General features: G+C 64.7%; 17 protein-coding genes, 2 tRNA genes and 1 pseudogene. 11 read left to right on the plus strand and 9 right to left on the minus strand.

The window, feature by feature from the left end; genetic code table 11:
- Window positions 1-73 precede the first annotated feature (73 nt).
- On the plus strand, window positions 74-847 hold the full coding sequence (locus AB3L03_RS35780) for a gamma-glutamyl-gamma-aminobutyrate hydrolase family protein (RefSeq protein WP_018455114.1): 774 nt from the start codon (window positions 74-76) through the stop codon (window positions 845-847).
- A 318-nt stretch (window positions 848-1,165) separates the two neighbouring features.
- On the opposite strand, the gene glnA is transcribed toward AB3L03_RS35780, so the two are convergent.
- Entirely contained in the window at window positions 1,166-2,575 is a 1,410-nt protein-coding gene (gene glnA, locus AB3L03_RS35785) for a type I glutamate--ammonia ligase (protein WP_007603494.1), read from the minus strand.
- A 149-nt stretch (window positions 2,576-2,724) separates the two neighbouring features.
- Complete coding sequence (locus AB3L03_RS35790) at window positions 2,725-3,063, minus strand: P-II family nitrogen regulator (RefSeq protein ID WP_007603495.1); 339 nt, start codon at window positions 3,061-3,063, stop codon at window positions 2,725-2,727.
- A 380-nt stretch (window positions 3,064-3,443) separates the two neighbouring features.
- Between AB3L03_RS35790 and AB3L03_RS35795 the strand changes: the two are divergent.
- Together AB3L03_RS35795 and AB3L03_RS35800 are read left to right on the plus strand one after the other, a co-directional pair.
- Window positions 3,444-4,942 (plus strand): annotated as a pseudogene (locus AB3L03_RS35795) (NAD(P)H-hydrate dehydratase).
- The gene (locus tag AB3L03_RS35800; protein WP_204511359.1) at window positions 4,942-5,382 is read left to right on the plus strand and encodes a GNAT family N-acetyltransferase; all 441 of its coding nucleotides are present in this window, start codon (window positions 4,942-4,944) and stop codon (window positions 5,380-5,382) included. The pseudogene AB3L03_RS35795 and the gene AB3L03_RS35800 overlap by 1 nt, the downstream one beginning before the upstream one ends.
- 1 nt (window position 5,383) lies before the next feature.
- Here AB3L03_RS35800 and AB3L03_RS35805 read toward each other — a convergent pair whose 3' ends face one another.
- Complete coding sequence (locus AB3L03_RS35805) at window positions 5,384-6,688, minus strand: multicopper oxidase family protein (RefSeq protein WP_368507973.1); 1,305 nt, start codon at window positions 6,686-6,688, stop codon at window positions 5,384-5,386.
- A gap of 153 nt (window positions 6,689-6,841) precedes the next feature.
- Here AB3L03_RS35805 and AB3L03_RS35810 point away from each other — a divergent pair.
- The 8 genes from AB3L03_RS35810 to AB3L03_RS35845 all read left to right on the plus strand — a co-directional run bounded on the left by AB3L03_RS35810 (window position 6,842) and on the right by AB3L03_RS35845 (window position 15,509).
- Window positions 6,842-6,926, plus strand: a tRNA-Leu gene (locus AB3L03_RS35810).
- 173 nt (window positions 6,927-7,099) lie between these two features.
- Window positions 7,100-8,461 (plus strand): trigger factor, encoded by a 1,362-nt coding sequence (gene tig / locus AB3L03_RS35815; protein ID WP_085362115.1) that lies wholly within the window; start codon window positions 7,100-7,102, stop codon window positions 8,459-8,461.
- A 331-nt stretch (window positions 8,462-8,792) separates the two neighbouring features.
- Window positions 8,793-9,428, plus strand: coding sequence for an ATP-dependent Clp protease proteolytic subunit (locus AB3L03_RS35820; RefSeq protein WP_007611005.1), 636 nt, complete (start codon window positions 8,793-8,795; stop codon window positions 9,426-9,428).
- Between the two features lie 442 nt (window positions 9,429-9,870).
- A complete protein-coding gene (gene clpX, locus AB3L03_RS35825; protein ID WP_007603503.1) occupies window positions 9,871-11,142 on the plus strand; it encodes an ATP-dependent Clp protease ATP-binding subunit ClpX in 1,272 nt (423 codons plus the stop codon).
- 322 nt (window positions 11,143-11,464) lie between these two features.
- Window positions 11,465-13,888, plus strand: coding sequence for an endopeptidase La (gene lon, locus AB3L03_RS35830; protein ID WP_018455109.1), 2,424 nt, complete (start codon window positions 11,465-11,467; stop codon window positions 13,886-13,888).
- Between the two features lie 87 nt (window positions 13,889-13,975).
- Complete coding sequence (locus tag AB3L03_RS35835; protein WP_018455108.1) at window positions 13,976-14,380, plus strand: GFA family protein; 405 nt, start codon at window positions 13,976-13,978, stop codon at window positions 14,378-14,380.
- 63 nt (window positions 14,381-14,443) lie between these two features.
- A tRNA-Val gene (locus tag AB3L03_RS35840) sits at window positions 14,444-14,520 on the plus strand.
- A gap of 128 nt (window positions 14,521-14,648) precedes the next feature.
- Window positions 14,649-15,509 (plus strand): class I SAM-dependent methyltransferase, encoded by an 861-nt coding sequence (locus AB3L03_RS35845; protein WP_204511357.1) that lies wholly within the window; start codon window positions 14,649-14,651, stop codon window positions 15,507-15,509.
- A 127-nt stretch (window positions 15,510-15,636) separates the two neighbouring features.
- On the opposite strand, the gene AB3L03_RS35850 is transcribed toward AB3L03_RS35845, so the two are convergent.
- The 6 genes from AB3L03_RS35850 to AB3L03_RS35875 all read right to left on the minus strand — a co-directional run bounded on the left by AB3L03_RS35850 (window position 15,637) and on the right by AB3L03_RS35875 (window position 22,840).
- The gene (locus tag AB3L03_RS35850) at window positions 15,637-16,602 is read right to left on the minus strand and encodes a cation diffusion facilitator family transporter (RefSeq protein ID WP_018455107.1); all 966 of its coding nucleotides are present in this window, start codon (window positions 16,600-16,602) and stop codon (window positions 15,637-15,639) included.
- Between the two features lie 2 nt (window positions 16,603-16,604).
- The gene (locus AB3L03_RS35855; protein WP_368507974.1) at window positions 16,605-19,823 is read right to left on the minus strand and encodes an efflux RND transporter permease subunit; all 3,219 of its coding nucleotides are present in this window, start codon (window positions 19,821-19,823) and stop codon (window positions 16,605-16,607) included.
- Window positions 19,816-20,805 carry a divalent metal ion exporter adaptor subunit IhpB gene (gene ihpB, locus AB3L03_RS35860; protein WP_368507975.1) on the minus strand — a complete coding sequence of 330 codons (990 nt, stop codon included), beginning with the start codon at window positions 20,803-20,805 and terminating at the stop codon, window positions 19,816-19,818. The genes AB3L03_RS35855 and ihpB overlap by 8 nt, the downstream gene beginning before the upstream one ends.
- The gene (gene ihpA, locus AB3L03_RS35865) at window positions 20,802-22,076 is read right to left on the minus strand and encodes a divalent metal ion exporter subunit IhpA (protein ID WP_085353357.1); all 1,275 of its coding nucleotides are present in this window, start codon (window positions 22,074-22,076) and stop codon (window positions 20,802-20,804) included. The genes ihpB and ihpA overlap by 4 nt, the downstream gene beginning before the upstream one ends.
- Window positions 22,077-22,132: 56 nt before the next feature.
- The gene (locus AB3L03_RS35870) at window positions 22,133-22,495 is read right to left on the minus strand and encodes a hypothetical protein (RefSeq protein ID WP_085353356.1); all 363 of its coding nucleotides are present in this window, start codon (window positions 22,493-22,495) and stop codon (window positions 22,133-22,135) included.
- Between the two features lie 120 nt (window positions 22,496-22,615).
- Window positions 22,616-22,840, minus strand: coding sequence for a hypothetical protein (locus AB3L03_RS35875; RefSeq protein WP_018455102.1), 225 nt, complete (start codon window positions 22,838-22,840; stop codon window positions 22,616-22,618).
- Between the last annotated feature and the right edge of the window lie 6 nt (window positions 22,841-22,846).

Below are 22,846 nucleotides of genomic sequence, written 5' to 3' on the forward strand. Positions count from 1 at the left end.
CCCTTCTGTTGAATTTGTTCCACCCCAGGGGCATGTTTGGAGAATCGTCTTCGGCGAGAGGTCTGAACGGGAGATGAGAAAGCCGGTCGTCGGCGTGATCGGGAACGCCCATCGCGTTGAGAATCGATTTCAGGTCCAGATGGTCGGCGAGCGTAATCTGCGCGCCGTGGCCGAGGTTTCCGGCGGCCTGCCGGTGATGTTCGCGGGCTCGCCCGACATCACCGATATCGGCGCGCTGCTCGATACCGTCGACGGAATCGTGCTCACCGGCGCCCGCGCCAACGTCCATCCGACCCGTTTCAACGTCGATCCGTGTGAGGCGCACGAGCCCTACGACATCCACCGCGACGAGGTGGCGCTGGCGCTCTCGGTCGCCTGCGTTGCCCGCGGTATCCCGCTGTTCGGCATCTGCAGGGGCCTCCAGGAGATGAACGTCGCCTTCGGCGGCTCGCTGCATCCCGAGATCCGCGAAATCCCGGGCCGCATGAACCATCGCATGCCAAGGCTTGAGAATGGTGAGATCCATCCCGACCCGACAGTGGTGTTCGCCGATCGTCACGACGTCGATCTGACACCGGGCGGCGCGTTCGCGGAATTGCTCGGCTGTGACAAGATCAGGGTCAATTCGCTGCACGGCCAGGGCATCCTCGATCCCGGCAAGCGCGTGCTGATCGAGGGCATTGCCGAGGACGGCACCATCGAGGCGATCCGCATCGCGGAAGCCAAGACCTTTGCGCTCGGCGTGCAATGGCACGCCGAATACGACCCGCAGCACAATCCGATCAACCGAAAACTGTTCGAGGCGTTCGGTCAGGCCATGGTGGCGAAGCAGCGCGCGGCGGCGTAGCTGCGGGGCTGCGCCGAGGCCTATAAGGCTATCGATCGTTGCGACCGGCGGCGGAGGATTGGCGATTTTCGCAAACAGGCACGAGAACTAGTCTCCAGGATGGATTTCGCGGCGCTGAATGCATCCTGCGAATTACCAACAGCGCTCGCGATCTCTCGGGCGCAATAAACCAGATATCAAGAATTGATGCGCGCCAGTTTTCTCGATTCCGATTCGTTCTTTGAGAACGAAATGGAGTCAGACGCAGAACGAAACTCGATGACCACAAAAAAGGCGCCCCGAGGGGCGCCTTTCGTGCGTCGTGGTCGTTCGGGCCACCTAGCCCGAATAGTACATCTCGAACTCGACCGGGTGCGGGGTCATTTCGAAGCGGGCGACTTCGGTCATCTTCAGCTCGATATAGGCGTCGATGAAATCGTCGTCGAACACGCCGCCGTTCTTCAGGAAGCCGCGGTCCTTGTCGAGGTTTTCGAGCGCCTCGCGCAAGCTGCCGCACACCGTCGGGATCTGCTTCAGCTCTTCCTTCGGCAGATCGTAGAGGTCCTTGTCCATCGCCGGACCCGGATCGATCTTGTTCTTGATGCCGTCGAGGCCAGCCATCAGCATCGCGGCGAAACCGAGATAGGGATTGGCGAGCGGATCGGGGAAGCGCACCTCGACACGCTTGGCCTTCGGCGAAGCAGTGTAGGGGATCCGGCAGGAGGCCGAGCGGTTGCGCGCGGAATAGGCGAGCAGCACGGGAGCCTCATAGCCCGGGACCAGACGCTTGTAGGAGTTGGTCGACGGATTGGTGAAGGCGTTGATCGCCTTGGCGTGCTTGATGATGCCGCCGATGTAGTGGAGGCAGGTCTCCGACAGGTCGGCGTATTTGTTGCCGGCGAACACCGGCTTGCCGTCCTTCCAGATCGACTGGTGCACGTGCATGCCCGAGCCGTTGTCGCCAAAGACCGGCTTCGGCATGAAGGTGGCGGTCTTGCCGTAGATGTGCGCGACCTGGTGGATGCAGTATTTGTAGATCTGCATGTGGTCGGCCATCAGCGTCAGCGTGTCGAACTTCATGCCGAGCTCGTGCTGGGCGGAGGCGACTTCGTGATGGTGCTTCTCGACCTTCACACCCATCTTGGCCATGGCGCCGAGCATCTCCGAGCGCATGTCCTGCACGGAATCCTGCGGCGGCACCGGGAAGTAGCCGCCCTTGGTGCGGACACGATGGCCGAGATTGCCGCCTTCATATTCGGTGTCGGAGTTGGTCGGCAGCTCCGAGGAGTCGAGGCGGAAGCCGGTGCTGTAGGGATTGGCGGAGAAGCGCACGTCGTCGAACACGAAGAATTCGGCTTCGGGGCCGACGAAGACGGTGTCGCCAACGCCCATCGACTTCACCATCGCCTCGGCCTTCTTGGCGATGCCGCGGGGATCGCGGTTGTAGGGCTCGCCGGTGGTCGGCTCGAGCACGTCGCAGGTGATGACCATGGTGGTCTCGGCGAAGAACGGATCGATCGTCGCGGTCACCGGATCGGGCATCAGGCACATGTCGGACTCGTTGATCGCCTTCCAGCCGGCGATCGATGAGCCGTCGAACATCGTGCCTTCGGCGAAAATGTCCTCATCGATCATGCTGATGTCGAAGGTGACGTGCTGCCACTTGCCGCGCGGATCGGTGAAGCGCAGGTCGACGTATTTGACGTCGTTGTCCTTGATCGATTTCAGGACGTCTTTGGCGGTCTTCATGCATACCCCTTTTGGCTCTGCGGGTCGGTTTCCAAACTTCGAGCGACCGTGTTCACGCTTCTTGAGGCGCGCGAGGCACAAACAAAACGAGGCCGCCGAAGCAGCCTATTTCTTGTCAGAATGTCGCAAAATGCGGGATAGCACCCGGCTCAGATAGCGTCCAGCCCGGATTCGCCGGTTCGGATGCGGATCGCCTCTTCGATGTTGGAGACGAAAATCTTGCCGTCGCCGATGCGCCCGGTTTGCGCGGCGCGGCGGATTGCGTCGATGGCGCGCTCGACCAGATCGTCGCCGATCACGATCTCGATCTTCACCTTGGGCAGGAAGTCGACGATGTATTCTGCGCCGCGGTACAGCTCGGCGTGACCCTTCTGCCGGCCGAAGCCCTTGGCTTCGGTGACGGTGATGCCCTGAAGGCCGACTTCCTGAAGCGCTTCCTTCACCTCGTCGAGCTTGAATGGCTTGATGATGGCTTCGATTTTCTTCACTGCGCGCCTCCCGGCCTTTCGAACAAATAGCAACGTCTTCGTCAGGATGCGCTTTCTTAACGCACGATCTTGTCTTCGCTATGCCGGGATCCCTGACCAGTCCGGCAACAACGGCCGGCCACACCCTGATAAATGCCAGTGAGCACGACGAACCGAAGCGACTTCCGCGAAAGCAGGGTCTATGCCAAGTTGCAAATGCCCTGATTATTGGAGCGTTATCAGCCTTTTAACGTGCAGCTCTGATAGGTGGCGCCGACCCGCACAAAATACCGCAGACTACGAAATAGGCAAACGGTTGAATATTTGTGCAGACCGTTGTTCCGCCGGATAGCCCGGTGCGGAACGTGCCTGTTGAAAAGGCTTTTGGACAGGGAAGTGGCATGGAAGTTCTGACCAACGCCGAAATGCAGCGCGCCGACCAGCTCAGCATTGCAGCAGGCACCCCCGGATTCAAGCTGATGCTCAGCGCCGGCCAGGCGGTCGCCGAGGCCGCGAACGCACTGGTGGAGCAGGGGCCGATCCTGATCGTGGCCGGCCCGGGCAACAACGGCGGGGACGGTTTTGTCGCAGCCGCCGAGCTCGCCGCGCAAGGCCGCGAGGTCTCGGTGATCCTGATGTGCGAGCGGGACCAGCTCCAGGGCGACGCGGCCTCGGCGGCGCGGGGTTGGAAACACCCGGTGCTCCCGTTCAACCCGCAGGCGATCGGGCGACCGGCGCTGATCATCGATGCGCTGTTCGGCGCGGGCCTCAGCCGTCCCGTCGAGGGCGAGGCGCGTGAGATGATCGAGGCGATCAACGCCAATGGTGCGCCGGTGCTCGCGGTCGACCTGCCGAGCGGCATCAACGGCACCAGCGCGGCCGTGCTGGGCGTGGCCGTGAACGCCGCCGAGACCGTCACCTTCTTTCGCAAGAAGCCGGCGCATCTGCTGCTGCCGGGGCGCATGCATTGCGGTCACGTCCGCGTCGCCGACATCGGCATCGAGGCGCAGGTGCTGGACGAGATCGCGCCGCGGATTTTTGAGAACGATCCGGACTTCTGGGGCTCGGCCTTTCCGGTGCCGCGCATCGACGGCCATAAATACGCGCGAGGTCATGTGCTGGCGGTCTCGGGCGATGCGGCGGCGACCGGTGCGGCGCGGCTCGCCGCGCGCGGGCGCTGCGCGCCGGCGCGGGCCTGGTGACTCTGGCCACGCCGCGTGATGCGCTGGCGATCAATGCGGCTGCGCTCACCGCGGTGATGGTTCACCCCGTCGATACCGCCATCGAGTTCGGCGAGCTGCTCGGCGACAAGCGCTACAACACCTGCATCATCGGCCCTGGCGCGGGCGTCGGCGAGCGCACCTGCGATCTCGTCCACACGGCGCTTACCTCCCAGCGGCGCCTGGTGCTCGACGCGGATGCGCTGACGAGCTTTGCCGCCAATCCCGAGCGCCTGTTCGAATCGATCAAGACGTCGCAGGACAAGGCGGTGGTGCTGACGCCGCACGAGGGCGAGTTCCCGCGGCTGTTCTCCGACCTCAGCAATAAACATCCGGGGCGCTCGAAGATCGAGCGCGTGCGCGCCGCCGCCGAGCGCTCCGGCGCGGTCGTGCTGCTGAAGGGCGCCGACACCACGATTGCCGCGCCCGACGGCCGCGCCACTATCGCCGCCAACGCTCCGCCCTGGCTCGCCACCGCGGGTGCCGGCGACGTCCTCGCCGGCATCATCGCAGGCCTCCTTGCGCAGGGCGTCCCGGCGTTCGAAGCCGCCAGCATCGCGGTGTGGATGCATGGCGAAGCGGCGAGCGAGGCGGGGCCGGGCCTGATCGCGGAGGATCTCACCGAGACGCTGCCCGCCGTGCACCGACGGATCTATCATGCGCTGGGGATCGAGTACTAATGCTCAGGCCGCTCGCGCTCACCGATATGGGCGCGGCGGCGCAGGTTCACCGGGCTGCATTCGACCATGCGATGCCCTGGCTTGCTGGGCTGCATACGCCGGATGAGGACCGCTGGTTCTACCGCGAGCATGTCTTGGCGACGTGCCGCGTGTGGGGACGCTTCGATGCCGATGTACTGAGCGGAATCATCGCTGTCCGTGACGGCTGGGTCGAGCAGCTTTACGTGCTTCCTGCTGTTCAAGGGCGCGGCGTCGGCACCGAACTCCTCGATATCGCCAAGCAGGCCAGCGAACAGCTGGAGCTCTGGACCTTCCAGCGCAACGCGTTGGCGCGCCGCTTCTATGAAGCGCGCGGGTTCACGCTGATCGAGCAGACCAACGGGACCCGAAACGAGGAGAAAGAACCGGACGCTCGCTATCTTTGGACGCGTGGCCGATAGCTCACTCCACCCCGTACCAGCGCACCAGCCGCGGCGCGGCCCAGTCGGTGACGACGGATTCGATCAGCCACCGCCCGGGAGAGGCCGCAGCGAATGCGATGCGCTGGGTCTGGCCGGGTTCGATCGCGAGCGTGTCGAGCCAATAGGGCTTCCAGCCGTCGTCGAGCTTGTCGAGCAGGCGGAAATGGTGGCCGTGGAGATGGAAGACGGTTGCGACGGAGGCGGGGTTCTTGAGGGCCAACACGACGGTGCGGCCGGCCTTGGTGCGAAAGGCGGGGGCGGAGGACGTCGAGAAATTTGCGGCCCGTACCCACCCGGCGTCGGCTGCCCCGAGAGCGACATCGAATCGCAGGGCGCCCCTCAGATCGAGCCGGTCGGGCAGGTCATTCGGAGGGAGTGGCAAGAGCGGCAACGGCGGCGCACGCCGCTCAAGCTGGCCGGAGACCATCAGGCGGCCGACCTGGCGCGCCTCCTTGCCGTCATGCAGCAGGAATGGGGCCGATGTGGCCGCATCCACGAAGGCGTCGGCGCGTGCGCCGGGAGCCAGCACCAGCGCGCCGTTGCGAGCCGGGAACGGCTCAGCCGGCTGTCCGTCCAAGGCCACCACGTGGACCTCGTGACTTTCCAATTTGATCGCCAGAACAGAACGTTGCGAGCCGTTGATAAAGCGCAGCCGCAGCCGCTCATTTGCTGAAGCTGAGAGTTCGAATGAAGTCGTTCCGTTGATTGTATAGAGCGGGGATGTGTCCTTCGGCTCCCGGCCCGGGGCAAGTGCGGTCCCATCCGGCCGCAGCCGCCACTCCTCGATCAAGAGGACCACGTCGCGATCGGCGGCGACCGTGTTGGTCTCGGTGGCGATGATCGGAAGGGGGCGCGCGGGCTGCTTCAGGCCGTCCTCGAACAGCCGGAAGTCGGCCAACAGGGTTCCCGCGGTTGGCACTGAAATGATTGATGTTTCCGTCGCGTCCGGGGCCGTCGGTGCGCGACCCCGAAGCGGGTCGGCCGCGGCCGGGCCATTGAGGCCGTACCAAACTGGTGCAAGCGGCACAGGCAGGTCGTTGCGGAAGACCACCTCGCAGCGGTCGCCACGTTTGAGGCGGACATCCCCGAGATGGCTGACGGCGGCCAGCTCCCAGATGGCTGTAGCCGGCTGCCCCGACCTCAGAGCCAGCGTTGCCGGCCTTGCCTGAAGCGCGAGTTGGGCGGTCACGGCCGGGACTGCGCCGCCCGCCGTCAGCCCGGCCGCAGAGGCGCCAAATCCGGCCAAAACCTCGCGCCTCGTCAGGTCGAAGATCCGCGTTTTCATGGGCCGATCCGGACCACGCCGTGCTGGATAAGTCCAGCCGTCGTGCCTAGGTGAAGCCTGCCTCTATCGGGCCATTTTTTTGCTGCGAACAGGCGGGCACATGCTATAAGCCCGCCGCCCGCGGCATCGCGGCCGGTCTTGATGCAAATTTACGCGGGCGTGGCGGAACTGGTAGACGCGCTGGATTTAGGTTCCAGTGACGAAAGTTGTGGGGGTTCGAGTCCCTCCGCCCGCACCAAGCGCTTTCAGCGTTTGCACGGATTACGCGATCTGCTCCCGCGCGGATGTTTGTCCGCCGGAAGTCGGTCCGATGAACCACCGGCGTTGAGGCGTTCGCCTCGCGCCGGATCGATTAATGACAGCGTCCCGACGCATGCGCGCCGGGACCGAACGAGAAGAAGATTGGACACCATGCAGGTCACAGAAACCCTCTCGGAAGGTTTGAAGCGCGAGTTTAAGATCAGCGTTCCCGCGTCTGATCTCGACGCCAAGGCCGGTGCCAAGCTCGTCGACCTCAAGGACAAGGTTCGCATCAACGGCTTCCGTCCCGGCAAGGTGCCGGTCACGCACCTCAAGAAGGTCTATGGCCGCTCGGTGATGGCCGAGACCATCGACCAGACCATCCGCGACACCAACACTCAGCTGTTCTCCGAGCGCGGCTTCCGCCTGGCGACCGAACCGAAGATCACCATGCCGACCGAGCAGGCCGAGGTCGAGGAGCTGCTCAACGGCAAAACCGATCTGACCTACACGGTTGCGATCGAGGTGGTGCCGTCGATTGCGCTCGCCGACTTCAAGACCTTCGAGGTCGAAAAGCCCGTGGCCGAAGTCACCGACGCCGACGTCGACGAGGCGATCAAGCGCATCGCCGATTCGAACCGTGGCTATGCCGCGAAGGGCGAGGGCGCCAAGGCCGAATCGGGTGATCGCGTCACCGTCGCCTTTAAGGGCACCATCAACGGCGAAGCCTTCGAAGGCGGCGCCGGCGAGGGCATCCAGGTGGTGATCGGATCCAACACCTTCATCCCCGGCTTCGAAGAGCAGCTCATCGGCATCGCCGCCAACGAGACCCGCACGCTGAAGGTGGCGTTCCCCAAGAACTACATGAACGACAAGCTTGCCGGCCAGCCGGCCGAGTTCGAGACCACCGCGACGCTGATCGAGGCGCCGCAGGATCTCGCGATCGACGACGAGTTCGCGAAGACGCTCGGCCTGGAATCGCTGGACAAGCTGAAGGAAGCGGCGCGCGAGCGGCTGGTGGCCGAGTTCGCGACCGCGACCCGCCAGCGCGTCAAGCGCGCGCTGCTCGACCGCCTCGACGAGGCCCATCGCTTCGAGGCTCCGCCCTCGCTGGTCGACGAGGAGTTCAATCTGATGTGGAACTCGGTGAAGGCCGAGATGGACTCCGCCGGCAAGACCTTCGCCGACGAAGACACCACTGAAGACGCCGCCAAGGAAGAGTACCGCAAGATCGCCGATCGTCGCGTGCGGCTCGGCCTCGTGCTCTCGGAGATCGGCGAGAAGAACAAGATCTCCGTGACCGATGACGAGGTCGGCCGCGCCGTGATCGAGCGGGCGCGCTCGATGCCGGGCCGCGAGAAGGAGGTCTGGGACTATTACCGCAGCAACGCCCAAGCGTTGGCCCAGCTTCGTGCACCGATCTATGAGGACAAGGTCGTCGACTTCATCCTCGAGCTTGCCAAGGTGACCGAGAAGAAGGTCTCGCGCGACGATCTCTACAAGGACGACGAGGCGGAAAAGACCGCGGCCTGAGGGCTCCAGAAGAGCCTTTAGGAGAGCCTCCAGGATAGCCTTGCATTAAGGATGATCAGCGAAGAGGTCGAGCTAGCCAGGTGGCCGGCTGGGCCTCTTTGTACGAATCAGCTTCAACTGCCTCACGGATTAAGCCTTAATTCGCTCCGCACTTGTCAGGCGCGAATTGGGCTATATCTGTCGCTACGCCCTCTGCTTCTGCCAAGTGCCTCTACCAAGTTCTTCTGCCAAGTTCCTGCATCACGGGACGTCCATCGGCCTTCCGGCAGATCCAGCCCCGACTGGCAGCCGGGCCTGGCGATGTCCGCCTCTTCAAAACCCTAGGTGACTCATGCGCGATCCGGTTGAAACCTACATGAACCTCGTGCCCATGGTGGTCGAGCAGACCAACCGTGGCGAGCGCGCCTACGACATTTTCTCGCGCCTTCTGAAAGAGCGCATCATCTTCCTGACCGGGCCGGTCGAGGACGGCATGTCGACGCTGATCGTCGCGCAGCTGTTGTTCCTTGAGGCGGAAAATCCGAAGAAGGAAATCTCGATGTACATCAACTCGCCGGGCGGCGTGGTGACGTCGGGCCTCGCGATCTACGACACCATGCAGTTCATTCGTCCGCCGGTCTCGACGCTGTGCACCGGCCAGGCCGCCTCGATGGGCTCGCTGCTGCTCTGCGCCGGCGAGAAGGACATGCGCTTCTCGCTGCCGAACGCGCGCATCATGGTGCATCAGCCCTCCGGCGGCTTCCAGGGCCAGGCCACCGACATCATGCTGCACGCCCAGGAAATCCTGAACCTGAAGAAGCGGCTCAACGAGATCTACGTGAAGCACACCGGCCAGACCTACAAGGCGATCGAGGACGCGCTGGAACGCGACAAGTTCCTGACCGCGAGCGACGCCAAGGAGTTCGGCCTGGTCGACAGGGTGATCGACAAGCGCGCCGAGGAAACCGCGTCGCCGAAGACCCCGTAGCACTACTGTGCCGGCAATCCCTCTGGGACCGCGGGCACCATCAGGGAGCGTTCACGTTAAGGACACGTGCGCGCGTCGCAAAACGCACTTTTGCGCCCTGCGACAGGCAGAAAGTTCCGCTTTCGTGCTTGTTTTTCGTGGCAATCCAGCAACGCCGGGGTGATTTCGATCACTTCGCCCGTGCCAAGACCGGAAATCACGGTATTGTCACGGGTAGCCGGCGACCCCCGATTAGCGAATTCTTGATAGTCGGGTGCCAGCATGGTTCGCTATGACTGATCGGCTATGATCGCGGGGAATCGAATGACCGCGATTCTGCACGGCATGTAACGCGTAGGGTCTTTTTTGGTACGGAATTTGCTCTATTTGAAGGACTGTACCGGCTGTCGTGCCGGAATAGGGCGATCGAGCGGACGGGATCGAACCGCGGACGGAGACATGAATGAGTAAGGTCGGCACGAGCGACTCCAAGAACACGCTGTATTGCTCGTTCTGCGGCAAGAGCCAGCACGAAGTGCGCAAACTGATCGCGGGTCCCACGGTCTTCATTTGCGACGAGTGCGTTGAGCTCTGCATGGACATCATTCGCGAGGAGAACAAATCCTCGCTGGTGAAGTCGCGCGACGGGATTCCGACGCCGAAGGAAATCTGCAAGGTGCTGGACGATTACGTGATCGGCCAGAACCATGCGAAGAAGGTCCTCTCGGTCGCGGTGCACAATCACTACAAGCGCCTCAACCACCAGACCAAGCACAACGACGTCGAGCTTGCGAAGTCGAACATCCTGCTGATCGGTCCGACCGGCTCGGGCAAGACCCTGCTCGCGCAGACGCTCGCCCGCATCCTGGACGTGCCGTTCACGATGGCGGATGCGACGACGCTGACCGAAGCCGGCTATGTCGGCGAGGACGTCGAGAACATCATCCTGAAGCTGCTCCAGGCCGCCGACTACAATGTCGAGCGTGCCCAGCGCGGCATCGTCTACATCGACGAAATCGACAAGATCAGCCGCAAGTCCGACAATCCTTCGATCACGCGCGACGTGTCGGGTGAGGGCGTGCAGCAGGCGCTGCTCAAGATCATGGAAGGCACGGTGGCTTCGGTCCCGCCGCAGGGCGGCCGCAAGCATCCGCAGCAGGAGTTCCTGCAGGTGGACACCACCAATATCCTGTTCATCTGCGGTGGTGCGTTCTCGGGCCTCGAAAAGATCATCTCGGCACGCGGACGTTCGACCTCGATCGGTTTCGCCGCTCAGGTGCTCGCACCGGAAGACCGCCGCACCGGCGAAATCTTCCGTCATGTCGAGCCTGAGGATCTCCTGAAGTACGGCCTGATCCCGGAATTCGTCGGCCGTCTGCCCGTCGTGGCGACGCTGGAGGATCTGGACGAGGCTTCGCTCAAGAAGATCCTGGTCGAGCCGAAGAACGCGCTGGTGAAGCAGTACCAGCGGCTGTTCGAGATGGAGAACATCGAGCTGACCTTCGCCGACGAGGCGCTTGGCGCGGTTGCCCGCAGGGCGATCGAGCGCAAGACCGGTGCGCGGGGGCTGCGTTCAATCCTCGAGGCGATCCTGCTCGAGACCATGTTCGACCTGCCGGGCCTCGAAGGTGTGGAAGAAGTCGTGATTTCCCGCGAAGTCGTGGAAGGAACGGCGCGTCCGCTCTACATCTACGCCGATCGGTCCGATCGCGCCGTCGAGAACGCCAGCGCCTGATTTCGGCGCTGGAACGCTCCAATCGTCTCCTCAAGCAGGGGCTGCGGAAAGTATCTCCGCAGCCGGTGTTGCGTCGCTTATTTGCGTGCGTAAGCGCCTGATGGCGCGCGTCTTTCAATGACTTGACACCCCCCGGGTCGATAGCCACCTAATGTCGGCGGCGAGTAAAAATTCTCTTCAAGATTCGCCTCAGTTCCGATTCGGCAAGCCGGTCCAACCTCAAAAGGACCGATCGGTATTGCGGGTCACCTCGGCACCTTGTGGCGGTTGCGCATGAGCATGGCGGGCTGCGTGCAAGGGGGCAAAGCAAAAGGAAAAGGCCATGACCAATCCAAAACCCAGGCCAACCATCGTCCATGGCGAAACGCACGCCTATCCCGTGCTGCCCCTGCGCGACATCGTCGTCTTCCCGCACATGATCGTTCCGCTCTTCGTCGGCCGCGAGAAGTCGATCCGCGCGCTCGAAGAGGTGATGAAGAACGACGCGCTGATCATGCTCGCGACCCAGAAGAACGCGTCCGACGATGATCCGGCACCCGATTCCATTTACGAGACCGGTACGCTTGCCAGCGTGCTCCAGCTCTTGAAGCTTCCCGACGGCACTGTGAAGGTGCTGGTCGAAGGGCTCGAGCGGGCGCGCGTGCAGAAGTACACCGATCGCGCCGACTATTACGAAGCGACCGCGATTGCGCTCGCCGATACCGATGCGAAGTCGGTCGAGGCGGAGGCCATGGCGCGCTCCGTCGTGTCCGACTTCGAGAGCTACGTGAAGCTCAACAAGAAGATCTCGGCCGAGGTCGTCGGCGTCGTGCAGGCGATCACCGATTTTGCCAAGCTCGCCGACACCGTCGCCTCGCATCTCGCCGTCAAGATCGCGGATCGCCAGGGCATCCTGGAGACGCTGTCGGTCACGCAGCGCCTGGAGAAGGTGCTGGGCCTGATGGAGAGCGAGATCTCGGTGCTCCAGGTCGAGAAGCGCATCCGCTCGCGCGTCAAGCGCCAGATGGAGAAGACCCAGCGCGAGTACTATCTCAACGAGCAGATGAAGGCGATCCAGAAGGAGCTCGGCGACGACGACGGTCGCGACGAGCTCGCCGATCTCGAAGAGAAGATCTCCAAGACCAAGCTCTCCAAGGAAGCGCGCGAGAAGGCGCAGCATGAATTGAAGAAGCTGCGCCAGATGTCGCCGATGTCCGCGGAAGCGACCGTCGTGCGCAACTATCTGGATTGGCTGCTGTCGATTCCGTGGAACAAGAAGTCCAAGGTGAAGAAGGATCTGGAAGCCGCGCAGGCGGTTCTGGATGCGGATCACTACGGGCTGGAGAAGGTCAAGGACCGCATCGTCGAGTATCTCGCCGTACAGTCGCGCGCCAACAAGCTGACGGGCCCGATCCTGTGCCTCGTCGGCCCTCCCGGCGTCGGCAAGACCTCGCTCGGCAAGTCGATCGCGAAGGCGACGGGGCGCGAATTCGTGCGCGTCTCGCTCGGTGGCGTGCGCGACGAGGCCGAGATCCGCGGGCACCGCCGCACCTATATCGGCTCGATGCCCGGCAAGATCATCCAGTCGATGCGGAAGGCGAAGTCGTCCAATCCGCTGTTCCTGCTGGACGAGATCGACAAGATGGGCGCCGATTTCCGCGGCGATCCGTCCTCGGCGCTGCTCGAGGTCCTCGACCCCGAGCAGAACGCGACCTTCAACGACCACTATCTCGAGGTCGACTACGATCTGTCCAACGTGATGTTCATCACGACCGCGAATACGCTCAATATTCCGGGACCACTGATGGACCGCATGGAGATCATCCGGATCGCGGGCTACACCGAGAACGAGAAGGTCGAGATCGCGCGCAAGCACTTGATCCCGACCGCGGTGTCCAAGCACGGCCTGGACTCCAAGGAGTTCTCGATCGACGACGACGCGCTGCTGCTTCTGATCCGCCGCTACACCCGCGAAGCGGGCGTGCGCAATTTGGAGCGTGAGCTCTCCACACTCGCCCGCAAGGCGGTGAAGGAGCTGATGATCTCCAAGAAGAAGTCGGTCAAGATCACCGAGAAGACTCTCGAAGAGCTTCTGGGCGTGCCGAAGTACCGCTACGGTGAGATCGAGAGCGAGCCGCAGGTCGGCATCGTCACCGGCCTTGCCTGGACCGATGTCGGCGGCGAGTTGCTGACGATCGAAGGCGTCATGATGCCCGGCAAGGGCAAGATGACGGTCACGGGCAATCTGCGTGACGTGATGAAGGAATCGATCTCGGCGGCGGCGTCCTATGTCCGCTCGCGCGCGATCGTCTACGGCATCGAGCCGCCGCTGTTCGACCGGCGCGACATCCACGTGCACGTGCCGGAAGGCGCGACGCCGAAGGACGGTCCGTCGGCGGGCGTGGCGATGGCCACCGCGATCATCTCGGTCATGACCGGCATCCCGGTCCGCCACGATGTCGCGATGACCGGCGAAATCACGCTGCGCGGCCGCGTGCTGCCGATCGGCGGCCTGAAGGAGAAGCTGCTGGCTGCTGCCCGCGGCGGCATCAAGACGGTGCTGATTCCTGAGGACAACGCCAAGGATCTCACGGAGATTTCCGATGCGATCAAGGGCGGCATGGAGATCATCCCGGTCTCGCGCCTCGACGACGTCGTCGCCAAGGCGCTGGTCAAGAAGCCAGTGCCGATCGTCTGGGAAGAGGACACCAAGGTGACGGTGAAGCCGGACGGCGACGAAGCCGCCGGCGGCCTGACCGCTCACTGAGATCGCAGCTCGAAAAAGATGATAAAACGGCGCCTTCGGGCGCCGTTTTTTTGTGGGGCATTTTGTTTTGGGCAGCGGATGACGACAATGCACATCGACGGGCAATGCCATTGCGGCGAGATTACCTTTGAAGCCGAGATCGACCCGGAGACGGTGTCGGTCTGCCACTGCACCGATTGCCAGACACTGACCGGCTCGCCCTTCCGGGTGACGGCCGTCTGTTCGGGCGCCGAAGTCCGCCTGACTGCCGGCACGCCCAGGATCTACGGCAAGCGCGGCGACAACGGCCGGATGCGCTTCCAGCACTTTTGCGCCGACTGCGGTTCCCCGCTGTTCACGAGCGGCGACGGCGACCAGGAGGACGATTGGGGCATCCGCTGGGGCAGCATCCGCCAGCGCGACAAATTGCGGCCCGTCAGGCAGATCTGGTGCCAGTCGGCGGCGGTGTGGATCGACGCGGTGCCGCTGCTGCCGGGCCGGCCACAGGATTGAGGCCCTGGAATTGGCGTTCCGCGCTTGCCCGTTCGGGGCCGGTAGGGATAAAGAAGCGGCGAGGGGCGGTTAGCTCAGCTGGTTAGAGCATCTCGTTTACACCGAGAGGGTCGGGAGTTCGAATCTCTCACCGCCCACCAGCCTTTGCTCGCTTCGCGAGCTTCGGCTCGGCGAGCCAGCCTCACACGTTATTGGCGCGAAGCGAACGAAGGCTGCCGCGCCGAAGCCGATAGGCGCAGGCGGGCGATACCGAGCCACAGAGGCCCTGATGCAACAACCAAGCGGACACGAGCAGAACGCCGATCAGATCGCCTACTGGAATGGCCCCAGCGGGCAGCGCTGGGCCGATCGCCATGCGGCGCAGGAGAGCCTGCTGGGACCCCTTGCCGACGTGCTGATCGCCCGCGCCAGGCCGAAGCCGGGCGAGCGCGTCCTCGACATCGGCTGTGGCTCCGGTGCGACGACGTTCGCGTTCGCGAAGGCTGTCGCGCCTGATGGCTTTGCGCTCGGGCTCGACGTCTCCGAGCCGATGCTGTCGCAGGCGCGCGCGTTTGCGCCAAAAGGCCTGCCGCTCGATTTCGTGCTGGCCGATGCGACGGTGCATCCGTTCGAGCCGGCGAGCTTTGACCTGCTGGCCTCGCGGTTCGGCGTGATGTTCTTCGCCGATCCCATCGCGTCTTTCACCAATCTCCGCCGCGCGCTGAAGCCGACGGGACGGTTGGCGTTTGCCTGCTGGCGCGAGCCGAAGGAAAATCCGTGGATGATGGCGCCGCTTATGGCGGTCTACAAGCACGTTCCCAAGATGCCGCCGGTCGGGCCGGAGGAGCCGGGCCCGTTCGCCTTCGCCTCCGAAGAGCGCGTGACGCGCATCCTGAAAGGCGCGGGCTTCGTCGACGTCGCGATGGAGCCGCACAATCTCGCGATGGACGTCGCGATTGGCGGCGGGCTCGATGCCGCGGTCGAAGGCTCGCTCCAGATCGGCCCGGCGAGCCGCGCGCTGCAAGGGCATCCGCCGGAGACCTATGCCGCGGCAAAAGCCTCGATCCGCGAGACGCTCGCGCCGTTCCTGAAGGGTCAGAGCGTGGCGCTCCAGGGCGCGATCTGGATCGTGACGGCGAAGGCGGCGTAGGCGTCGCTCTGTCCTCATCATTGCGAGCGCAGCGAAGCAATCCAGACCGTTCTCCGCGGAGGCAGTCTGGATTGCTTCGTCGCTTCGCTCCTCGCAATGACGATGGGGACGCAGCAACGCAACTACCTCACACCACGTCATCCGGCGCCAGCGCGCAGCCATTGTCCGGATGCGTCTCGATCTGAAGCGTGGTGTGGCCGATGCGGTGGGAGCGCTTCAGCATCTGCGCCGTCTCCATCAGGAAGGCATCGCCGGCGCCGGTGGGCATGACGAGGTGGCAGGTCAGCGCCGTCTCGGTGGTCGAGATCGGCCAGACGTGGAGATCGTGGATCGCAGTGACGCCGGGCCGCTCCAGCAGAAGGATCTTGATCGCGGCAATGTCGGTGCCCCTGGGCGCCGCCGCCATCGACATGTCGATGGAGCCACGGAGCAGGCTGGTGGTGCTCCAGAGGATGGTGGCGCAGATGACGAGGCTGGTGACGGGATCGAGCCAGAGCCAGCCGGTCCAGATGATCAGCGCCGCCGAGATGACGACGCCGAGCGAGACCGCGGCGTCGGCCGCCATGTGCAGATAGGCGCCTTCGATGTTGATGTCGTCCTTGCGACCGCGCGCGAACAACATGGCGGTAAAACCGTTGATGAGGATGCCGATGCCGGCGACCACCATCACGGTGATGCCGGCGACCGGCTCCGGCTCCCGCAGGCGCAAAATCGCTTCCCAGCCGATCGCGCCGGTTGCGACCAGCAGGAACACCGCGTTCGCCAGCGCCGCCAGGATGGTGGAGGCGCGCAGGCCATAGGTGAAGCGGCCGCTGGGCGCGCGCCGCGCCGCGATCGACGCGCACCAGGCCACGACCAAGCCGAGCACGTCGGAAAGATTATGGCCGGCGTCCGCAAGCAGAGCCGTGGAGTTGCCGATATAGCCGTAGACGGCCTCCGCCAAGACCAGCGCGGTGTTGAGCGAGATGCCGATCGCGAATGCCTTGCCGAAACTGGCGGGCGCATGGGCATGGGCGTGGCCACCATGATCGTGATCGTGGCTATGATCATCGTGATGATGGCCGTGATGGCCGTGATGGTCGTGGCTGCCCACCTCTACCGCTCCCCGGACGCTGCCAAATCAGGCGCTATTGTAGGCGTTTCGGCAGCCCCGTCACGGCGGAACAGCACGTAGAGCGCCGGCAGCACCAGCAGCGTCAGCACGGTCGAGGAGATGATACCGCCGATCACCACGGTCGCAAGCGGCCGCTGCACCTCGGCACCGGCCCCGGTGGCAAGGGCCATCGGCACGAAGCCGAGGGACGCGACGAGGGCCGTCATCAGCACCGGACGCAGGCGTGTCAGCGCGCCCTCGCGCACCGCGTCGGCAACGGGGTGGCCCTCGCTGCGCAGCCGCTCGATGAAGGCGATGATGACGAGCCCGTTGAGGACGGCGACGCCCGACAGTGCGATGAAGCCGACGCCGGCGCTGATCGACAGCGGAATACCGCGCAGCAGCAGCGCCATGACGCCGCCGGTCAGTGCCAGCGGCACGCCGGAGAACACGAGGGCCGCATCAGCCGCCGATCCCATGCCCATGAACAGCAGCAGGAAGACCAGCAGCAACGCCAACGGCACCACGAGCGTCAGCCGCTTGGTGGCGGAGACCAGCTGCTCGAACTGTCCGCCCCAGCCGATCCAGTAGCCCGGCGGCAGCTTGACCTTCTCCGCGACGGCCGCCTCCGCCTCGGTGACGAAGGAGCCGAGATCGCGCGCGCGGACATTGGCGGTGACCACGATGCGCCGCTTGCCGTTCTCGCGGCTGATCTGGTTGGGGCCGGGCGTCGCATCGACGGTGGCAACCGACGACAGCGGCACATAGCGCATCTGGGCGAGGGGGGAGCCGGGCAGTGCCGTCCGGATCGGCGCACCGATTGTCGCATCCTCACCCGGCGGCAGCGGGATCGGGATTGCCCTGATGGCTTCGAGATTGCCGCGCAGATGTTCCGGCAGGCGCACGACGATGTCGAAGCGGCGGTCGCCCTCGAACAGCTTGCCGGCCGACTTGCCGCCGACCGCGATCTCGACGATGCCCTGCACCTCGCTGATGCTGAGCCCATACCGGGCGAGCGCCTGGCGGTCGAGGCGGACGGTGAGGATCGGCAGGCCCGAGACCTGCTCGATCTTGACGTCGCTGGCGCCGCGGATGCCGCGGATCGCGGCTTCGACCTGTTTTGCCGCGCCTTGCAGGATGTCGAGGTCGTCGCCGAAGATCTTGACGCCGACGTCGCTTCGCACGCCGGAGATCAACTCGTTGACGCGGAACTGGATCGGCTGGGAGATTTCATAGGCGCTGCCGGGGATGTCGTCGGCGGCACGGGCGATGGCCTCGATCACCTCGGCCTTGGAGCTGCCAGGGTCGGGCCATTCGGCGCGCGGCTTCAGCATGATGTAGCCGTCGGTCTGTGCCGGCGACATCGGGTCGGTTGCGATCTCGGCGGTGCCGATGCGGGTGAAGAACTCCTTCACCTCCGGAATCTGCTTGACGCGCTTTTCCAGCGCCTTTTGCAGGTCCAGCGACTGGGTCAGGCTGGTGCCGGGAATCCGGATCGAGGCCAGCGCGACGTCGCCTTCGTCCAGGCTCGGGATGAACTCGCCGCCCATGCGCGCGGCGGCAACGCAGCTTGCGACCACGATGATGGCGGCCATGATTGCGACGCCGAGGCGATGGTCGATCGCCAGCCGGAGCACGGGGAGATAGGCGCGCTTCGCCAGCCGCATGAACAGGTTTTCGTGTTCGGACACCTTGCCGGTGACGAAGATGGCAACCGCCGCCGGCACGAAGGTGATGGAGAACAGCACCGCGGCACCCAGCGCCATCAGCACCGTCAGGGCCATCGGCGTGAACATCTTGCCCTCGACGCCGGTCAGCGTCAGCACCGGCAGGTAGACCACTGCGATGATCAGCGTTCCGAACAGGCTCGGCTTGATCACCTCGCTCGACCCACTCCGGATCGCGCGCAGCCGTTCGGAGATCGTGAGCAGGCCGCCTTTCTCGCGCTGGACCTCGGCCAGCATGCGCAGGCAGTTCTCGACGATGATCACGGCGCCGTCGACGATGATGCCGAAATCGATTGCACCCAGGCTCATCAGGTTCGCGCTGACCTTGGTCTCGACCATGCCGGTGACCGTCATGGCCATGGACAGCGGAATGACGCAAGCCACCACCAGCGCGGCGCGGATGTTGCCGAGGATCAGGAACAGCACGGCCACGACCAGGGCCGCGCCTTCCAGCAGATTGCTCTCGACGGTGCGGATGGTGGCTTCGATCAGATCGGTGCGGTCGTAGACGGTCCGCGTCACGACGCCGTCGGGCAGCGATTTGGCGATATCCTCCAGCCGGGCCGCGACACGGCGCGCCACGGTGCGGCTGTTCTCGCCGATCAAAAGCATGGCGGTGCCGAGCACGGTTTCCTCGCCATCGCGCGTTGCGGCTCCCGTGCGCAAATCGCGGCCTTCGGTGACGGTCGCGATATCCCTGATCCTGACGGGATTGCCGCCGCGCGAGCCGATGACGATGTCCCTGATTTCGCCGACATTGCCGACCTGGCCCGGCGAGCGAACCAGATATTGCTCGCCGTTGCGCTCGATATAGCCGGCGCCGACATCGGCATTGTTGGCGGCGAGCGCCGTCATGACGTCGCGAAAGCCGAGCCGGTAGGCCATCAGCTTGCCGGGATCGGGGAGCACATGGAATTGCCGCTCGAAGCCGCCGATGGTGTTGACCTCGATCACCCCCGGCACGTTGCGAAGCTGCGGCTTGATGATCCAGTCCTGCACGGTGCGCAAGTCGGTCAGCGAATAGTCGTGGCCGCCTTGCGTCTTCGCGCCCGCCTTGGCCTCGACGGTGTACATGAAGATTTCGCCGAGCCCGGTCGAGACCGGTCCCATCGCGACCTCGACGCCGGCCGGAAGCTGGTCCTTCACCTGCTGGATCCGTTCGCCGACGAGCTGGCGGGCAAAATAGATGTCGGTGCCGTCCTTGAAGACGACGGTCACCTGACTCAGGCCGTAGCGCGACAGCGAGCGCGTGTAGTCGAGCTTGGGCAGCCCGCCCATCGCGGTCTCGACCGGGAAGGTGATGCGCTGCTCGGTTTCCAGCGGCGAATAGCCGGGGGCGCGGGTGTTGATCTGGACCTGGACGTTGGTGATGTCAGGCACGGCGTCGATCGGAAGGCGTTGGAAATTCCACGCTCCGAAAGTGACGGCGCCGAGCGCGAGCAGCAGGACCAGCCAACGCTGCTGCAGCGAGACCGCGATGAGACGCTCAATCATGCTCGGCCTCGCCCTTGCCCATCTCCGCCTTCACGACGAAGCTGTTTTCCGCGACGTAATGCTCGCCGGCCGATAGACCGGCCTTGATCTCGACATGGCGCGGGTCGGAATCGCCAAGCTCCACCGGGCGCGCCTCGATCTTGTCGCCGTCCTCACGAACGAACACGATAGTCCTGTTCTCCAGCGTCTGGATCGCGCTTTTGCGCACCGCGACCGCGACGTTGCGGGCGGCGAGGATCAGCCGTGCCGTGACAAACAGGCCGGGACGCAAGCGCCCGTCCGGATTTGGCAGCACCACGCGCGCCAGCGCCGTCTGGGTCTCGCTCGAGCCGATCGGGGCCATGTAGGCGATCGTGCCCTTGATCTCGCCGCGGCCGTCGTCGGGATCGATCAGCACCTCGTCGTTGAGACGAACGCGCCGCAGATCCTGGCGATAGATCGACAGATCGACCCAGATGGTGGAGAGGTCGGCGACGACGAAGGCCGGCTTCTGCTCGGAGGCGTATTCGCCGAGCGAGATCTGCCGCTCGATGACGGTGCCGGCAAGCGGCGCCTTGAGCTCGTAGACGGTGAGGCTCTGGTTGCTCTCGATCGCGGCGAGCAGATCGTCCTTGCCGACCTCGTCGCCGATGTGCTTCTGGATCGATTTGGCAACGCCGGGAAAGCGCGGCGTCACCTGCACCACGGCTTCCTGGTTGGCGCGCAGGATGCCGTTGAAGGCGAGCGTGTCGGTCAGCGTGACGCTCCCGGCTTCCGCCAGCGTCACGCCGGCGGCGGCAAGCTTGACGTCGGAGATGCGGATCCGGTCGGCACCGTGCTCGTCCTGCTCGACATGGTCGTTCGGCTTCTCCGGCTTCTTGTCCGCGGCGTGTTCGGCATGCTCGACCCTGGCCGGGCCGAGCAGGGAATATCCGTAAGCGCCAAGTGCGACGCCAAGTGCGGCGGCAACGAATGCGACGAGGATGGTGGAGGACGTCTTCATCGTGCGCTCTCCCGCGCCAGCGTAAAGGGATTGCCGACGAGCCCTTCGATGGTCGCCACCCCCGCGTGGAAATTCTGCAGCGCCTCCTGCTCGCGCAGCCGCGCCTGGGTGACGCTGGCCTGGGCATCGAGCACTTCGAGCAGGCTGAAGCGGCCCTGGCCGTAGCCTTGCGCGATGGCGTCCGAGGCTTCGGTGGCCTTGGGAATGGCGCTCTCGCGCAGCACCGCGAGCTCGCGCAGCGAGCCCTGCAGCGAGTCGTAGGCGCGGCCGGCGACCACGATCAGCGTGTTGCGGTTGGCCTCGCGCTCGGCCTTGGTCTTGGCGAGGCTTTCCTGGGCCGAAAGGATATTGCCCTGGTTCTGGTCGAACACGGGGATCGGCACCGAGACGGTGAGGCGCGCCGCGTCGTCATTGGTCTCGTTGAAATGGCGCCAGCCGGCGGCGATCCGCACGTCGGGATAGGGCCGTAGCCGCGCCAGCAACAGCTCGGCGTTGCGCTGGGCATAGATCGCGGTCCAGCGCACCAGCTGCGGATTGGCATCGATCGCGGCGACGACCGACTGGAACGTCGGCGGCCGTCCCATGGTGTCGAGCCGGCCGGAGACCTCGCCGAATTTCGGTGCCGCGTCGCCCATCAGGACCGCAAGCTCGCGCCGGGCGCTGGCCAGCGTCGCCTTGAAGCGCTCGCGGTCGGCCTTCACCAGTGCGGACGCCACCTCCGCACGGCCGGTCTCGGCCGGCGAGGAGGCGCCGGCCTCGACGCGTCGGCGCAAAAGCGGCGTCAGCCGGTCGATGGCGGTGATCTGCTCGTCGAGGATCTGGATGCGCCGCTGTGCGCCGAGCACGCTGAGGAAGGCGATCGCGGTCTCCGACAGCACCTCCAGCCTGACGGCTTTGCGCTGGATCGCGGCGACCTCGATGCCGGCGACGCCAGCTGCAATCCGCGCGTCGCGCTTGCCGAACAGCTCGAAGGCCTGGCTGATCTGGAGCGTGGTCTCGGCCGATCGTGTGCCGCGATAGATGCCGGACCCGAACGAATTGTCCTGTTCGTAGGTCAGTTCCGGATTGAGAAGCGCACCTGCCTGGATGCGCTGGCCCGTGGCGATGCCGACATCGCGCTCCGCCGCGGTCAGCCGCGGGCTCGCGGCCAGCGCGCGCGAAAGCGCGCTCCGCATCGTCAGAGTCTGGGCGTGAGATGGCGCAAGCGCCGATCCGGCAATCAGACACGCTGCCGCGCACGCCAGGCGCGCGGCCATTCCCCTGAAAAACATGAAACCGACCTGTGAGGATGAACCGAATGGACGCTCGTGGCGCCCGACCAATCCGTTCAGGCCATATGTTTGGGAGGCGGGGAGTCGGTGTCGGGAACAATGCCGGCGAGCCGGGGTGCGCGTTGCGGGCGCGATGCGGACACGAGCCCGATCGATCCGGCCGGTGGCGTCGGCTGCGCCACCGTCACCGAGAAGCAGCCATGGCAATGATGCCCGCCGATGGCCTTGTGGTCGTTGTGATCCGCCGAGCCGTCAAGCACCGCGCTGATCTCCGAGCCGCCACCGGGCGTGGTGACGTCGATGTCGTGCAGGCCATGCAGCGCTCCCGCGAGCAGGTAGACGACCGCGATCAGCACAGACAGCAGCCCGCGCCAGTTGCGCGGCCGGCATGATCCTGAGGGCTGGCGGTTCGCGAGCACGACGTCACTCTGGTTGCGGTCTGCGCCCGGCCTAGCATGGCGTTGGGAACAGTGTCGACCCGCAACATTGTTACGTTCCGGGAACAATTGCCGCAGCGCTCGCGAAGACGGCAGCTCTTCTCATTGGCGTGTGATCAAGCTCAGCCGAGCATCGGCTGCCGCTCCGCGTGCAACGTTCGGCATATCGCCGCCTTCGACCGTGACGACGGCGCGGCAGCCCGCTTCCATGGCCCGTTCCAGCCATTTGATGGCTTCATCGATCCACTGGTCGTGGTGCTCGGGATCGGCGATCGCCTTTTCCCGGAATGCATCTGCCTGATGAAGGCACGCGGTTCTGCGATCCACGCGGCT

Origin of the sequence: Bradyrhizobium lupini, from assembly GCF_040939785.1 — a bacterium.
GTDB lineage: Bacteria > Pseudomonadota > Alphaproteobacteria > Rhizobiales > Xanthobacteraceae > Bradyrhizobium > Bradyrhizobium canariense_D.

Bases quoted from the DNA above. Each gene is read 5' to 3' on its own strand.
- AB3L03_RS35780 (WP_018455114.1), top strand. From the start codon at position 74: ATGAGAAAGCCGGTCGTCGGCGTGATCGGGAACGCCCATCGCGTTGAG.
- glnA (WP_007603494.1), bottom strand. From the start codon at position 2,575: ATGAAGACCGCCAAAGACGTCCTGAAATCGATCAAGGACAACGACGTC.
- AB3L03_RS35800 (WP_204511359.1), top strand. From the start codon at position 4,942: ATGCTCAGGCCGCTCGCGCTCACCGATATGGGCGCGGCGGCGCAGGTT.
- AB3L03_RS35805 (WP_368507973.1), bottom strand. From the start codon at position 6,688: ATGAAAACGCGGATCTTCGACCTGACGAGGCGCGAGGTTTTGGCCGGA.
- tig (WP_085362115.1), top strand. From the start codon at position 7,100: ATGCAGGTCACAGAAACCCTCTCGGAAGGTTTGAAGCGCGAGTTTAAG.
- AB3L03_RS35820 (WP_007611005.1), top strand. From the start codon at position 8,793: ATGCGCGATCCGGTTGAAACCTACATGAACCTCGTGCCCATGGTGGTC.
- clpX (WP_007603503.1), top strand. From the start codon at position 9,871: ATGAGTAAGGTCGGCACGAGCGACTCCAAGAACACGCTGTATTGCTCG.
- lon (WP_018455109.1), top strand. From the start codon at position 11,465: ATGACCAATCCAAAACCCAGGCCAACCATCGTCCATGGCGAAACGCAC.
- AB3L03_RS35835 (WP_018455108.1), top strand. From the start codon at position 13,976: ATGCACATCGACGGGCAATGCCATTGCGGCGAGATTACCTTTGAAGCC.
- AB3L03_RS35845 (WP_204511357.1), top strand. From the start codon at position 14,649: ATGCAACAACCAAGCGGACACGAGCAGAACGCCGATCAGATCGCCTAC.
- AB3L03_RS35855 (WP_368507974.1), bottom strand. From the start codon at position 19,823: ATGATTGAGCGTCTCATCGCGGTCTCGCTGCAGCAGCGTTGGCTGGTC.
- ihpB (WP_368507975.1), bottom strand. From the start codon at position 20,805: ATGAAGACGTCCTCCACCATCCTCGTCGCATTCGTTGCCGCCGCACTT.
- ihpA (WP_085353357.1), bottom strand. From the start codon at position 22,076: ATGTTTTTCAGGGGAATGGCCGCGCGCCTGGCGTGCGCGGCAGCGTGT.